The organism is Bacillus aquiflavi (assembly GCF_019915265.1).
Lineage (GTDB): Bacteria > Bacillota > Bacilli > Bacillales > Cytobacillaceae > Bacillus_BT > Bacillus_BT aquiflavi.
The window spans coordinates 179,825-194,373 of the sequence record NZ_CP082780.1 but is presented as its reverse complement, the minus strand read 5'-3'; the positions used below and the strand labels follow the sequence as shown (position 1 = coordinate 194,373).

The 14,549-nt window shown below is 37.2% G+C and carries 9 protein-coding genes, 1 rRNA gene, 4 pseudogenes and 1 riboswitch; of the genes and pseudogenes, 8 read left to right on the top strand and 6 right to left on the bottom strand.

What is annotated here, in order from left to right; genetic code table 11:
- Positions 1–178: 178 nt before the first annotated feature.
- The 4 genes and pseudogenes from K6959_RS01000 to K6959_RS19965 all read right to left on the bottom strand — a co-directional run.
- A 16S ribosomal RNA gene (locus tag K6959_RS01000) occupies positions 179–1,731 on the bottom strand.
- 329 nt (positions 1,732–2,060) lie between these two features.
- Entirely contained in the window at positions 2,061–3,395 is a 1,335-nt protein-coding gene (locus K6959_RS00995; RefSeq protein WP_223087384.1) for an NCS2 family permease, read from the bottom strand.
- Positions 3,396–3,570: 175 nt separating this feature from the next.
- Positions 3,571–3,672, bottom strand: a riboswitch (purine riboswitch).
- A 1,165-nt stretch (positions 3,673–4,837) separates the two neighbouring features.
- Positions 4,838–5,176: pseudogene (locus K6959_RS19970) on the bottom strand (tyrosine-type recombinase/integrase); the annotation flags it as partial.
- A gap of 60 nt (positions 5,177–5,236) precedes the next feature.
- Positions 5,237–5,329: pseudogene (locus tag K6959_RS19965) on the bottom strand (hypothetical protein); the annotation flags it as partial.
- A 1,003-nt stretch (positions 5,330–6,332) separates the two neighbouring features.
- Between K6959_RS19965 and K6959_RS00985 the strand changes: the two are divergent.
- The 3 genes from K6959_RS00985 to K6959_RS18590 all read left to right on the top strand — a co-directional run bounded on the left by K6959_RS00985 (position 6,333) and on the right by K6959_RS18590 (position 8,102).
- Entirely contained in the window at positions 6,333–6,740 is a 408-nt protein-coding gene (locus tag K6959_RS00985; RefSeq protein WP_163243238.1) for an RrF2 family transcriptional regulator, read from the top strand.
- A 75-nt stretch (positions 6,741–6,815) separates the two neighbouring features.
- Complete coding sequence (locus K6959_RS00980) at positions 6,816–7,721, top strand: NAD(P)/FAD-dependent oxidoreductase (RefSeq protein ID WP_223087380.1); 906 nt, start codon at positions 6,816–6,818, stop codon at positions 7,719–7,721.
- A 210-nt stretch (positions 7,722–7,931) separates the two neighbouring features.
- On the top strand, positions 7,932–8,102 hold the full coding sequence (locus K6959_RS18590; RefSeq protein ID WP_262421846.1) for a hypothetical protein: 171 nt from the start codon (positions 7,932–7,934) through the stop codon (positions 8,100–8,102).
- 339 nt (positions 8,103–8,441) lie between these two features.
- Here K6959_RS18590 and K6959_RS00970 read toward each other — a convergent pair whose 3' ends face one another.
- Together K6959_RS00970 and K6959_RS00965 are read right to left on the bottom strand one after the other, a co-directional pair.
- On the bottom strand, positions 8,442–9,767 hold the full coding sequence (locus K6959_RS00970; RefSeq protein ID WP_163243240.1) for a sensor histidine kinase: 1,326 nt from the start codon (positions 9,765–9,767) through the stop codon (positions 8,442–8,444).
- A gap of 1 nt (position 9,768) precedes the next feature.
- Complete coding sequence (locus tag K6959_RS00965; RefSeq protein WP_223087378.1) at positions 9,769–10,455, bottom strand: response regulator transcription factor; 687 nt, start codon at positions 10,453–10,455, stop codon at positions 9,769–9,771.
- A 260-nt stretch (positions 10,456–10,715) separates the two neighbouring features.
- Between K6959_RS00965 and K6959_RS00960 the strand changes: the two genes are divergently transcribed.
- The 5 genes and pseudogenes from K6959_RS00960 to K6959_RS00940 all read left to right on the top strand — a co-directional run.
- Entirely contained in the window at positions 10,716–10,937 is a 222-nt protein-coding gene (locus tag K6959_RS00960) for an SHOCT domain-containing protein (RefSeq protein WP_163243242.1), read from the top strand.
- Positions 10,938–11,016: 79 nt separating this feature from the next.
- A pseudogene (locus tag K6959_RS00955) lies at positions 11,017–12,021 on the top strand (DJ-1/PfpI family protein).
- Positions 12,022–12,037: 16 nt separating this feature from the next.
- A complete protein-coding gene (locus tag K6959_RS00950) occupies positions 12,038–12,472 on the top strand; it encodes a DUF2269 family protein (RefSeq protein ID WP_163243244.1) in 435 nt (144 codons plus the stop codon).
- Positions 12,473–12,495: 23 nt separating this feature from the next.
- Positions 12,496–13,110 carry a DUF2306 domain-containing protein gene (locus tag K6959_RS00945; protein ID WP_223087377.1) on the top strand — a complete coding sequence of 205 codons (615 nt, stop codon included), beginning with the start codon at positions 12,496–12,498 and terminating at the stop codon, positions 13,108–13,110.
- Positions 13,111–13,422: 312 nt separating this feature from the next.
- Positions 13,423–14,391 (top strand): annotated as a pseudogene (locus tag K6959_RS00940) (tyrosine-type recombinase/integrase); the annotation flags it as partial.
- Between the last annotated feature and the right edge of the window lie 158 nt (positions 14,392–14,549).

The following is a 14,549-nucleotide window of genomic DNA, read 5'->3' as shown; positions in this document are numbered from 1 at the left end:
TTTGCTTCCTAGAACTACTTGCTTCTCTTTTCCCTTTTTTTAAGAGATATCTTTGGTGATACTCGGTTTCTTTCTTTTGCCTTCTTCATTTATTATCTAGTTTTCAAAGAACAATATTTGAGAGATTGCTCTCTCAAAAACTAAACAAACAAACGATCAACCTTTAATGATTCCTTAGAAAGGAGGTGATCCAGCCGCACCTTCCGATACGGCTACCTTGTTACGACTTCACCCCAATCATCTGTCCCACCTTCGGCGGCTGGCTCCAAAAGGTTACCTCACCGACTTCGGGTGTTACAAACTCTCGTGGTGTGACGGGCGGTGTGTACAAGGCCCGGGAACGTATTCACCGCGGCATGCTGATCCGCGATTACTAGCGATTCCGGCTTCATGCAGGCGAGTTGCAGCCTGCAATCCGAACTGAGAATGGTTTTATGGGATTGGCTCGACCTCGCGGTTTCGCTGCCCTTTGTACCATCCATTGTAGCACGTGTGTAGCCCAGGTCATAAGGGGCATGATGATTTGACGTCATCCCCACCTTCCTCCGGTTTGTCACCGGCAGTCACCTTAGAGTGCCCAACTTAAGGCTGGCAACTAAGATCAAGGGTTGCGCTCGTTGCGGGACTTAACCCAACATCTCACGACACGAGCTGACGACAACCATGCACCACCTGTCACTCTGTCCCCCGAAGGGGAACGTCCTATCTCTAGGAGTGGCAGAGGATGTCAAGACCTGGTAAGGTTCTTCGCGTTGCTTCGAATTAAACCACATGCTCCACCGCTTGTGCGGGCCCCCGTCAATTCCTTTGAGTTTCAGCCTTGCGGCCGTACTCCCCAGGCGGAGTGCTTAATGCGTTTGCTGCAGCACTAAAGGGCGGAAACCCTCTAACACTTAGCACTCATCGTTTACGGCGTGGACTACCAGGGTATCTAATCCTGTTCGCTACCCACGCTTTCGCGCCTCAGCGTCAGTTACAGACCAGAGAGCCGCCTTCGCCACTGGTGTTCCTCCACATCTCTACGCATTTCACCGCTACACGTGGAATTCCACTCTCCTCTTCTGTACTCAAGTCCCCCAGTTTCCAATGACCCTCCACGGTTGAGCCGTGGGCTTTCACATCAGACTTAAAGGACCGCCTGCGCGCGCTTTACGCCCAATAATTCCGGACAACGCTTGCCACCTACGTATTACCGCGGCTGCTGGCACGTAGTTAGCCGTGGCTTTCTCGTTAGGTACCGTCAAGGTACCGCCTTATTCAAACGGTACTTGTTCTTCCCTAATAACAGAGCTTTACGATCCGAAGACCTTCTTCGCTCACGCGGCGTTGCTCCGTCAGACTTGCGTCCATTGCGGAAGATTCCCTACTGCTGCCTCCCGTAGGAGTCTGGGCCGTGTCTCAGTCCCAGTGTGGCCGATCACCCTCTCAGGTCGGCTACGCATCGTCGCCTTGGTGAGCCTTTACCTCACCAACTAGCTAATGCGCCGCGGGCCCATCTGTAAGTGATAGCCGAAGCCATCTTTTAACTCCTCTCCATGCGAAGAGAAGGGTTATCAGGTATTAGCCCCGGTTTCCCGAAGTTATCCCTGTCTTACAGGCAGGTTGCCCACGTGTTACTCACCCGTCCGCCGCTAACCGTTCAAAAGCAAGCTTTTGATCAGTTCGCTCGACTTGCATGTATTAGGCACGCCGCCAGCGTTCGTCCTGAGCCAGGATCAAACTCTCCAATAAATTTGGAGCGTTGATTCGCTCATAATAAAAAAATTAACGTTGGCAAGTGTCAGCTTCTAACAAATGGTTAGTTGCCTCCACTTTAAATTGTTGTTGACGTTTGTTTGTTTAGTTTTCAAAGAGCAGTCATATCTTGTCGCTCCGAAAGCGACTTCTCAATAATATCACCTATTTAAGATGATGTCAATAGTTTTTTAATATTTTTTAAAAAACATCATGACCTGCAACAACGTTGCTTTCCTATAATATCACCGTCTACAAACTTAGTCAACATAAATTTAAGAAAAAAAACAGACCATCGTCTTTGATGATCTGTTTTTTTCTTTACATTATTTAAGGAAGATAAAATATGATACGAAGACAATGAAAAGGAAGTACATAATAGGATGAATCTCTTTTACGCGTCCTTTTATCATCATTGTAATCGGATAAAATATAAATCCGATCGCAATCCCTGTTGCAATACTATATGTTAACGGCATAGCAATAATCGTTAAAAATGCTGGCACTGCAATTTCAAAGCGGGTCCAGTCAATTTGACCTAAAGAGGCAACCATTAACACTCCGACAATAATTAAAGCAGGTGCTGTTACAGGCGGTGTAATGACTTCAAGCAAAGGAAAGAATAAGAGCGACAAAAGAAAGAAACCAGCTGTTACAACTGATGCAAAGCCCGTTCTTGCCCCTGCAGCTACACCAGCAGATGATTCAACATATGAAGTAGTTGTTGATGTACCAAGAACTGAACCAACTACTGTTGCACATGAATCTGCGAAAAGCGCTTTACCGGCGCGCGGAAGTTTATTTTCCTTCATTAAACCTGCTTGATTGGCAACTCCGACAAGTGTGCCAGCTGTATCAAAGAAATCAACAAAAAGAAATGTTAAAATGACAGCGACCATTTTTCCTGTAAATAATTCACTGTCTAAATTCCCAAATGCTTCAAAAGCTGCTCCAAATGTTGGTTCCAAACTTGGAACTGCACCAATAATTTTTTTTGGCAAGTCGATTAATCCAAAAATCATACCTACAATCGCAGTAATCATCATTCCAAAGAAAATCCCGCCGCGCACTCCGCGAGTCATTAAAATAACTGTGACGAAAATACCAAAAATAGCCAATAGGGTGTTTCCATTTGTTAAATCGCCTAAACCGACTAAAACAACATCAGCATCAACAATAATTCCTGCATTTTGAAAACCAATAAACGTAATAAATAAACCAATTCCCGCACTTACTGCAAATTTAAGCTCTGCTGGAATAGAATTAATAATTTTCTCACGAATTCCTGATAAAGTTAACAAAATAAAAATGAGTCCTGATATTAATACTCCAGATAAAGCCGTCTGCCAAGGAATCCCCATTCCAAGGACAACAGAAAATGCAAAAAACGAATTTAAGCCCATTCCAGGCGCCAACGCAATTGGGTATTTTGCTAGCAGCCCCATTAAAAGCGAACCGATGGCTGCCGCTAATGCAGTAGCAACAAATACAGCACCGTAATCCATTCTCATTGAATCAGGCAGATCAGGAACTGAGCTAAGCGAAAGCGTAACTGGGTTCACTATTAAAATATAAGCCATCGATAAGAAAGTCGTTAATCCTCCGACAAATTCACGGCGATAATTTGTCCCCAATTCCTCGAATTGAAAATATTTTTTCATCGATTTTTCCTCCTATAAAGTTTACCAGACCAAACAAGATTGCCTTTATATTTACCCATCACTGATTCATCTTTATCTTATCGTTCCCATACAAAAAAAGAAAAAGCTCCGATACTCTCGGAGCGTTGACAAAAAGGGTAGTGACGATAAGTGAAGGATAAAAAAACAGCCTTCGTGTTATGATCAGTTACCTCGTAGTCAAGCTATTTACGGTAGCTCGGTAGAAACTCTTGGGCCTTATTCCCAACATTATACGATGTAATATTATTCATTCAATTCATTTTCATTCTACCAACGATATAAACAGTAGTCAACAAAAAACGAACATTATTGTTCTTTGCATTAAATTCATTCGTGTTTTCGTTTGTTAAACCCGCTCTTTAACAGTTTAGCGTTAATTTTACTGAATTTTAAATTAATAAAAATTAAAGCGTTACTACGAATTTTTTTTTACAAAGCAATATAAATCCCAATTTCCTTTAGTGCTTGATTGACTTCTGTGTGTAGTTTCCAACCTAATTGGTTCATTTCGATACTCATTTACTTCAAAATCAATGTTCTTTCTGAAAAAGAAAATAAGCTTCTTGAAGAACTATACGAAGTTAAGAGGATACAATTTGCGATAGTATAATCACATGAAGCAAGTTTGTCTAATTTCCAATATATGTAAATATGGTTATTAGAACAACGAGAAAGGTATCTTGAAAGTTCCTCTCTAAATTTTTTTGACGACTTTCAGAGTCGCTTGAAGCTGAACAACAAAAAGTTACACATTATCTAGAAAAAGGACACGATGAAATGCTGAAACAATATTGGAATTTAAACAACGGATTAACGAAATTGCCTTTGAAAAAGGAAAAGTAGAAATTTGAAGAGAGTGATCTTGCTTACTCAATTCGCCTTCTCCTAAAATAGTTTTCGTAATACTTTATTAAGTGCTTCAAAATCTTGGGCAACACTCTGCAAATTCTTTCAACCGTTCCTAATTACTGAACTAAATTCCAGCACTTTGATTATTTTTAATAATTGTATGCGCTGATCTGTTGCCAGATATAATAAAAGATGAATTTCGGACAAAATTTGGTTTTTAACGAACGCACAGTCCTTAGCAGGAGTTTTCTAAGCTGATTGGCTTTTTGTGCAGTTGGTTTAGTCTTTAATGTGAGTGATGAAAAGGACGTACTGTTGAACTTGTTCAATAGAATTATAGGCAAACATTCAATTAATGATAAATGACAGAACATAAATTATATGAAGTGTATTGTGCCTCATGAAATTGGAACTTTCATGTGCAAATAAAATTACTTATTCAACAAATGGGCCATATTTTTAGGGAACCTATGAATCTTCCAGAATCGGAAGAGTAAGAGGGGTGGGAATATTGTTTATTAGAAGAGCTTCAAAGAATTCAGGAGAGAACGCCATTTCTGAATTAATTGAAGTTATGATCGGTAATGTGAATCAATGGATTTATATTCGGCTCGATTGTCATTAAATGAAATGCCTGTTTTGGCCGCGGTCTGTATGTTAATATTACCTGTCATTTCTTCGGCAATCAGTTCATCTACGCCTAACCACACATATGTGAATAGTTTTAACGTGATTTTAGGACTAGAATGACCCATACGCTTGAATAGAATCAAAACAGAAACATTAAATTCATTAATGAAATAAGATGCATGCGAATGTCTAAGCCCTTTGGCTTGAATACGATGAACCTTCGCAAGCTTTATATAACGTTGAGTGATTCTTGCAAGCGTCAATTTAATCATTGGTGTTCCGTGTTTTCTCGATAATGCCAAATTACCTGGATGACCATTATAAGGAGAATTGGAATCTAGTCTAAACCGTTCAGTATGCTTATCAATCTGATCCGCTACGTGAGAAAGGCTTACTTTTTTATTCAATATTTTTTTTTTGAAAAAATCAATCATCACTGCCATGCAGTTAGTTTGACTATCATCGACAAGTTGCACCAATCCAAAAATATCGATTTATTTCCAGCCATATAGAATGGTGGATCAAACCCGTTAATTGGCTCGTCTAGAATTAATATTTTCGAATTGTGAATCATGGCTTTCGCCAGTCCCAACCTCTATTTGTTTTTTATGGGCAGATGTTTAGCTTTCTTGTCTTTATGAGCACTAGCTCCAGCTTGTTAATTACACGTTCAATGGATTGAGGATCAGATATTAGTTGCATTCCGCATAATATATATATATACCTCAAAAATAGTTAGTCCTGGATAGAAAGTAGTAGCTTCCTACCTTTTCCATAACTTATAGTTGCCAGAGTCAACCTTGCTCCCTAGTATGTAAATGCTCCCAGATGTGAGTTTGAGCAACGACAGAAGCATTTTAATTGTTGTTGTTTAGCCTGCCCCATTCAAACTGAGAAATCAAAATATTTCCCCACTATTTACATCTAGTGAAAAGTTGTTAACGGCATAGAATTCCCCAAATTTTTTACTAATCTCTTTAATTTATATTGCGGGTGATCCACCCTTTTTTTCTATTGCCAATATAATCTCTCCTTTTTAATAAAAAAATCTTTACTGTTGATTTCAAGTGAAGCAAATTTTCATTTTAATACTTGAACATAAACTGAATATCAATTCTTGAACTAGACGTTTGTTGATGTACAGTTTAGTTATGAACACTAAAATGATAGATAGAGGTTGTCACTTTGGATGTTCTTTTGCGCTTGCTTTAAGTGTTATTTTACACTTCCGACTTTAAAAACCCAGTTACCTTCACATAAGAAGATTAGCTGGATTTCTAAATTATTTACATCGCCATCTATTATGATCTGTTCAATAAAAAGGTGACTGCTCATTGTTCCGCAATCGCGACCGTTAGTTGAATAAACTGAGTATTTGACATTAAAAACTTAAGTGGATATTATAGATATATTAAATCTATAATAGGAATGATAATTATGAAGTTAACAAAAGCAACGAACTATGCTCTCCACACCATGCTGTTTTTAGCTGTTAATCCTCCCGAGGAGCATATTAGTTTGGCAAAATTAGCTGAACCCCAAGAAGTTTCAACGACATATTTATCTAAAATACTAACAAAGTTAGTAAAGTCGGGTATGATTGAATCTGTCTCAGGTGCAAATGGGGGCTATAAATTAAAACCGGGTTGGGAAGAACTTTCATTACTCGATGTTATAAAAGCTATTGAAGGTTTGACGCCTATTTTTGATTATTGTCTCAACCATAATCCTGATTGTTTAATTCAGAAGGCGATTGAATCAGCCGAGGAAAAGCTTTTGGATGAATTGAATCAAACACGTATAATTGACCTGGCTAACAAAATGAATAAGGCATCATCTAAATAAATTATGATGTCTCTTAGCTAAAATATAGATATTAAAACTCTATGATATATATTATGAATACGGAGGAAAATAATAATGAATAAATATGATTGTATTGTCATTGGTGGAGGACCTGCTGGATTAAGTGGAGCTTTAACTTTAGGAAGAGCGCGTAGAAAGATTGTCATATTTGATAACGGAACAAATAGAAATCGTGTAACTCAGGAGTCACATGGGTTTTTAACAAGAGATGGAATTAAACCGCAAGAATTCAAAAATTTTGCCCTTAAAGGATTAGAAACTTATCCTTCTATTTCAATTTTTAATGAGACGGTTATTGAAATAAATAGAGATGATCAAAATGATTTATTTTTAGTCCATACATCGAATAATAAATCTTATATAACAGAAAAAATCCTGTTGTCTACTGGTATACAAGAGGAATTTTCCTTATCACAAATTAGACAATATTACGGTAAAAGTTTATTCAGCTGTCCATATTGTGATGGTTGGGAGCTGAGAGACAAGCCGTTAGCTATAATAGCTGAAAATGATGAACATATTAACCATATGACTAAATTGGTTTTTAATTGGTCAAAGGATTTAATCGTTTTTACTAATGGTTATCAGCTATCCAATAAATTGCGAAATGATTTTGAAAATAAAAAGATTAAGGTTTATACAGCTGTTATAAAAAACTTATATGGAAAACATGGGAACTTGGAAAGTATTGAATTAGAAACAGGTGAAAATATTCTAAGAAGTGCTGGATTCGTAGTTCCAAATTTTTATCGCCCTAATAAATTCGCTAAACAATTAAAATGTCAAGTTGATGAAAAAGGAGGAATTATCACAGACGGTGCTGGACGAACAACAGCGAATGGGATATATATCGCAGGTGAAACTAAAAAGGCAGGACCTTCTTCTTTGATGATTGCTGCCGCCGACGGCAATAAGGCTGCTTTTAGCATAAACATGGATATAACATTAGATAGATTTTAATTCAAATCCACATGTTAAACTTATCTTTCATTTTACACATTTAGCTTACTTAATTGTCTTCTACTATTTTCGCAAACTCGTCATAAATTTAGAACAACTTATGGACATCTATGATCGAAACGATTTAGCGATGAAATTATGGGAAGAGTTAAGACTTTCTATAGAACGACTTTTCTGATTACGAAGCAATTACCAGTATCATTATGATTATTGAAGAAAACTTTAGGCTTTATCCAAAGACTTATCACTCAGATTGAAAAAACACTTGAAATTAATAAGCTTGAAACGATAACAACAGAGCTGAACGTGATGTTTAATATTTTAGTAGTTGAGGATGTTGTCAATACACAAATGCTGATGTATGCAGTTTTGAACCAATGACGATACCATGCTTAGGTAAACTATTTTTGTATTCGAGAGAAATGATTAGTGGTGCCTTTGATAAATATACAATTAGTACAGCAGAAGTAAAAGCTTTATATAGGATATTCGGATTTTAGTGTGGAAAACTCATTTTACCTAATAAATGTTCACATAGCATTAATTCGGATTATCGTGTAGAAGAACATAACAGCCTAAAGGATGATTCTATTAATAATAATTTGATAACAGTCTTGAGGGCCTATTTGACTAATCTTTTTTCAAGATTAGGCTCTAACTCAAACTGAAACTGGCTTGTTAAGGTTTATTTTAGTTAACTTTCTTATAAGTTAAGGGATATCAAACTTTAGAACAGTGAGCTGGTATCCAACCTTTTATCAGTGCACCACCTTCAGAATGATTATCCACGACAAGGTCACCCCCATGTCGTCTAACGATCCTTCTTGAAATAGTCAAACCTAACCCGCCCCCTCCGGTTGAACGATTTCGTGATGCTTCACCACGATATAGTGGATCAAAAACACGATGAATCTCTTCTGAAGAGAAACCTTTTCCCGTATCTTGAACAATAAAGACCACTCTGTTACCGTCCTTATAGCATTGTATAAAAATTTTACCAGAGTGTGGTGTATGTCTGACAGCATTATCCAATAAGTTATTTATGGCACGCTCTAATAAATACGAATCGCCCATGATCATACAATCATCCCCAAAATAGTTTGCGATAATAGAGATGTTGTTTTGCTTAGCTAGTGGATTCAGGCTATCAATCGACTTCTTTAATAAAATAGGAAGATTAACCATGTTTTTTTTGAGATCCATCTCCAAATATTCCGTCTTTGTAAATGTAAAAAGATCCTCTACAAGACGGGCCAATTGTGCTGACTTTTCCTTACAAACTGACAGATACCTTGCTTGTTTATCTGGAGAATCAGCAATTCCTTCCTCTAGACCATCCAAATAACCTCGTAAGGCGAATAATGGTGTCCGTAAATCGTGGGCGACTGCAGCAATGATAAATCGGCGTTCTTCCTCCAATTCCACTTGTTTTTGTATGGATTCTTGAAGACTATCTGTCATTATTTGAATTCCGCCATGAACTTCCGTAATTTCTTTGATCGGGGACTCAGGTAATTGGACATCCAAATCCCCTTCTGCGACTTGTCGGACTGCCAGGCTCATTTTCTCAAGCGGTTTGAGAATGAACCTTCTCATGACATAACCGATGATAAAAAAAGCTAACAATAATCCTGTAAATGCCACAATCATCTGAACCACTCTTGAATTTGGCTGAAAAATCATTACTCTTCCTAATAAGCGACCATCTTGCATAATTGAAAACTGTTCCGCTCGTGTAAATGAGTAATTCTTCTCAGGGGAAAATTGGAAAATTTTTTGATTTGATTCGGTTAAAATTTCTACACCCATGTCCAATGCTTGTAACTTTCCTCTTAAATCATCTTGCCATTTGGGATCAGACCAGTTTTCTGTATTTGTTTCAATGAAGCGGCTCATTTTATTTAAATCTTCTTTCTGAGCTTCATTCGTATCGAAACTGAGTGATTTTGTTGTTAGTAAGTGGGCCGTTACGTAAAATACCCATGGCAACATCAAGATTAAAAGCAAACTAAGTATAGAAAATGTACGAATGCGAATTGATCTCATTTTATTCTCCTTTAAAACGGTAGCCTATACCCCAGACATTGAATATATATTTTGGTTCGTTTGGATCGGCCTCAACTTTCTCACGTAGGCGGCTAATATGGACGCGGACAGTATGTTTATCGCCAATTCCATCCCAAAATTTTTCAAGTAATTGATCATATGTAAAAAAAATTTGCGGATGCTCGGCAAACAGTCGCAATAATTCATATTCTTTTGGTGTAAGTGAGATGCATTTTCCCTCTACAAATACTTCTCTTGTGGATAAATCCAAAGTGAGACCACCGTAATCCAAGATCCTCCTGCTAAATCCCTTCTGGAAACCAGAGCGTCGCAATACAGCTTTCACTCGGGCAATCACCTCACCCGGAGATGCGGTTTTAACTATATAATCATCCCCTCCAAGTGCCAGCCCGCGAATTTTATCTACATCATCACTGAGGGCGCTCAAAAAGAGGATAGGAATGTTACTTTCCTTCCGTACCTGCCGACAGAACTCGAAACCATTTTGTCCCGGCATCATGATGTCAAGAATGATGCAATCAATTGTAACCTGCTTAAGTGCAGACAGTGCTTGATCGGCGTCATAAGCAGTTTTTACATAGAAACCGTCATTCTCCAAGAAGTCTCTTAATAGTTCGACAATGCTTTTGTCATCATCCACAACCAGAATCGTCTGTATTTCCTTCACAAAATCCTACCTTCCCTTCGATGCTAGTTAAAGAAAAGAACCTTCCATCGAAACCAACTTTTAGTATATCACTGTTTCAACAATGAGTTAAATCACTTTTTTGTGATGGATTGTGATTGTTTTGTGACCTTTTTGTACCATCATTTGAGACACTTAAAGGTTATTCTTAAATTGTGAAACGATCGGCGAATATTCACTATAAATAAAGTGTTTCGCCTCACTTTTACTACTACTTTTACTACTCGAAGGGGGGTACACAAATGGGTTTCGAAACTCACAGTTTCTCATTCTTTCCATTCGGTGCTTTGTTTTGCCTTACACTTTTCTGCTTTATGGCGGTTCGAATCTTTGAAATTCGCTGTCGTTATAAGGTTTCCAATCAGAAAGATAGGGACATAACCATGATTCTTAAAAATCGGTTAGTCAAGGGAGAACTTGATGAAGCTGAGTATCAAAGGTTGAAAGAGCTTCTTACAAAATAAAAGAACGCTTCTTGTGGCACGGGGGCAAATTAATTGCCAGAAGGCTTGATTAAAATTTTAAAAAATGGAGGCAATATGTATGAATGTTCAAATTGTGTTGTTTGATGGATTTGATTTATTGGATGTAATTGCTCCTTATGAAGTGTTTAATGCAGCTGGAATGTACTCAAAAGAGGACATAATCGTTAAACTAGTTTCCGCAGAAGGTGAACGAATGGTGACAAGTGGAGTAAATCAATTACAGCTCCAAGCAAGCGGCAAAATTGATTTATCCTCTAAAGGAATCATTCTTGTTCCAGGGGCATCTGGTTCTGTTGATGATAATGAACCAGATTCAATACCAATAAGAATAAAAGAAGCAACTGAAACAGAATTAAGTAATGTATTAAAAGAAGCAATTCGGAAACCTGATATCTTGCTTTCCACAGTTTGTGGAGGTTCTCTCCTATTAGCCATGGATGGTCTGCTAGAAGGCCGTCATGCCGTTACACACCATTTGGGAATGGGGCTTTTGCAAGCTACAAATACGTTTCCGGTTCATGCCCGGGTTGTAGACGACGGTGATCTTATCACTGGTGGTGGCGTTACTTCGGGACTTGATGTTGCGCTTTATTTAGTTGAGCGGGAGTTAGGCCCCCGTATAGCACATGCTGTGGAACAACTATTTGAGTACGAGCGCAGGGGCACAGTTTGGAAAGCTGAAGGAAATGCACCTAAAGAAAGCAAACATGATAATCCAATGGAAGCGACAAGTTCCCACTCCTCTAATCAAACTTATAAGAGCTTTAATTTCCAAGGAAAATGGGATACTACAATTTCCACTCCTATTGGGAGTCTTTCCGTTTTATTAGATTTATCTTCTAAAGATGGTCGTATAGCCGGAATTGCAAAGCAAGGAGAAGATATAGTCACTTTGAACAATATTGTACAGGAAGGGAATCAATTAAAATGGTCTATGAAAGTGAAGAAACCTATATGACTTTCTTTAAAATTTACCGTTTCTGTAGATGGAAACAGTATGTATGGTGAAGCAAAGGCTAGTATGCTTCCCTCATCAAAATTAATTGGACATCGTGTTTCTTAAGAATGGAGTTGTAGTTATGTATTCATTTATTGTATTTGCTCATGTAATAGGTGCTTTATTGCTCGGTAGTTTTCTAGCTTTTCCAGTTGCTTTTAAATCTCTTTTGTCACGATCAGGTAATGAATTGAAAATAGCTGTTAAAACATTAGTAGGCTTTACTCGCTTTGCCCATTATGCATTAATTTTGTTAATCATTACCGGAGGATGGATGGTAATGGGATATGCCACTTATCCTTCTTTGTTATGGGTGGTGCTATCATTAGTCCTGTTTATGCTAATTGGTGCCTTGATAGGTATGATACAAAATAACTTGAAACGAGTCATTCTTACAGAGGATCCTGACAATGCGTTACAACGAAATAAGGCCAAACTTAATATACTCGGTTGGTTTACATTTGTGCTTATTTTTATTGTTGTTTTTGTTATGACAAATCATGGTTTATTTGCCTAAATACAGGGGAAGGATAACGATAAATGAAAAAGAACATTTGGATCATTTTTTTAATCGTGTCGTTCATGTGGGTCATGCATACATTTTCAAAAAACTTCATGCTCGATCCCACTTTTCAGAACTTTCTTGCTAGAAAAGATGAAGTTCTAACTAACGAATCATTGTGGATACTTATGATTAGATTACATATCATTTTTGCTATTATCTCCCTAATCACTGGACCCTTGGGTGTGATCAAGAAATTACGAATTAAATCTATCCAATTTCATCGTTGGAATGGTCGAGTCTATGTACTGTCTATTTTGTTAAACTTTCTCCCTGGTATTTACGTTTCTTTTTTTGCAACAGGAGGATGGCTGAGCACCATTGGATTTCTCGTTTTAAATACACTATGGTTTGGTACAACCATTCTAGGCTATATCAATATTAGAAGAAAAAAAGTGATAAAACATAGTGCATGGATATTAAGAAGCTTCGTTCTTACCTTTGCAAATATGTTCATCTACATCATTGTGGCCATTTCACACAATGCCTTGCAATTTTCGTATGGTACTTCATACACAATTGCTGTATGGTTATGCTGGGTGATTAGTTTATCCATTGCAGAAATCATGATAAGAAAAAAAGTATTTATATAATTGGATATTAATATTAATGTGGTGTACGAAGAAATCTATGGTGCTGATTTTTCCACAATGACTAAGGCAATAGAGGAGGATTTTTTTAGCCCTATTTCCATACTATTTTCCGAATACCCATTATATATACCACTAAAATATTTTAGGTCCATGATAACTTTTTCAACAGAAATTCAAAATAAAATTACGAAGTGCTTCTTCCATTCAAGTTTTCTTCATTAATCATATGTTTGTTCTTTGACAAAGAAAGCACGGAAGATAACGCCGTGCAGTATAACAGTAGTATGACTTTTGAGAAGTTTACGAAGGAGATTTTTACCTTGGTATAAGAACTAAGTTAAAGAAAGCACTTTTGAGAATAGGAAACACACAATAAATAAACACTTTGCTTATTTTTATAACGTAAGTCTTTCAGACATCACACCATTAATTTTGCAAAGATGGCAATTAACCGCTACTGAAAAATACTCTAGTCAAAACGTTCGAGGCATACAAGATTGATTATCCTTAGCTCTTGATAGAGCGATTATTTTAGGATTAATGAAAGAAAATCCATCAAAAAAAATTGGAAATGTTAAAAAAGTTAAAGCTGAAATTGACTTTTGGACGAAGGAAGAATTTGAGGCTGTTATATCCAAGATTTATCTAGGCGATTATTTTCAGCATTTTCAATTTATTATCTGGTTCTTATTCATGACAGGTATGCGTGTTGGTGAAGCTCCTGCTTTACAATGGGATGATGTAGACTTTGAGAAAGGAACGCTAAACATTTCCAAAACTCTTTATTCCAAGAATGCTTCCAATTATCGTTTTACAGAGCCTAAAACGAAAGCAAACATTTGAGTTATTGCTTTAGATTCAGATACACTAAGCTTATTATGAGATTGGAAGGAGACACAACAGAAACAATGTAAAACCAATTTCATTTTATCATATAATGGAATTCCAACTCAAAAATACACTGTTTCCCATTCTATTAAACGCTTTGCCAAGGCTGCAAATATCCACAAAATCAAAATCCATGGATTAAGACACTCTCATGCCTCTTTATTAATTAGTATGGGAAAAAATCCTTTAGTGATTAAAGACAAACTTGGACATGAGGATATACAAACGACTTTAGGTACCTATGGGCATCTCTATCAAAATAGCCATTTTTAAGTTGCTGACAAATTAAGTAATTTTATTAAACTAAAAACAAGTGAATACACAATTTGTACATTAAAGCAGCAATCAGTTTATGCAGACAACATTTCAAAGTGTGTCACAACTGTGCCATGAAGAATAAAAAAGCCCTAAAAACCCTGTGTTACCAAGGCTTTTAGGGTACTGTTACTATTCCCACTCAATTATAGAAGGGTAGACCATGCGCTAAATTTGGACCATATTTTTAAAAATAATTTACGTAAATTTTTCGCTTCTACTGTATGTACCGTTTT

Excerpts from the sequence above, each read along its gene's own strand:
- K6959_RS00945 (WP_223087377.1), top strand. The coding sequence starts at position 12,496 with ATGAAAAAGAACATTTGGATCATTTTTTTAATCGTGTCGTTCATGTGG.
- K6959_RS00950 (WP_163243244.1), top strand. The coding sequence starts at position 12,038 with ATGTATTCATTTATTGTATTTGCTCATGTAATAGGTGCTTTATTGCTC.
- K6959_RS00980 (WP_223087380.1), top strand. The coding sequence starts at position 6,816 with ATGAATAAATATGATTGTATTGTCATTGGTGGAGGACCTGCTGGATTA.
- K6959_RS00960 (WP_163243242.1), top strand. The coding sequence starts at position 10,716 with ATGGGTTTCGAAACTCACAGTTTCTCATTCTTTCCATTCGGTGCTTTG.
- K6959_RS00995 (WP_223087384.1), bottom strand. The coding sequence starts at position 3,395 with ATGAAAAAATATTTTCAATTCGAGGAATTGGGGACAAATTATCGCCGT.
- K6959_RS00970 (WP_163243240.1), bottom strand. The coding sequence starts at position 9,767 with ATGAGATCAATTCGCATTCGTACATTTTCTATACTTAGTTTGCTTTTA.
- K6959_RS00985 (WP_163243238.1), top strand. The coding sequence starts at position 6,333 with ATGAAGTTAACAAAAGCAACGAACTATGCTCTCCACACCATGCTGTTT.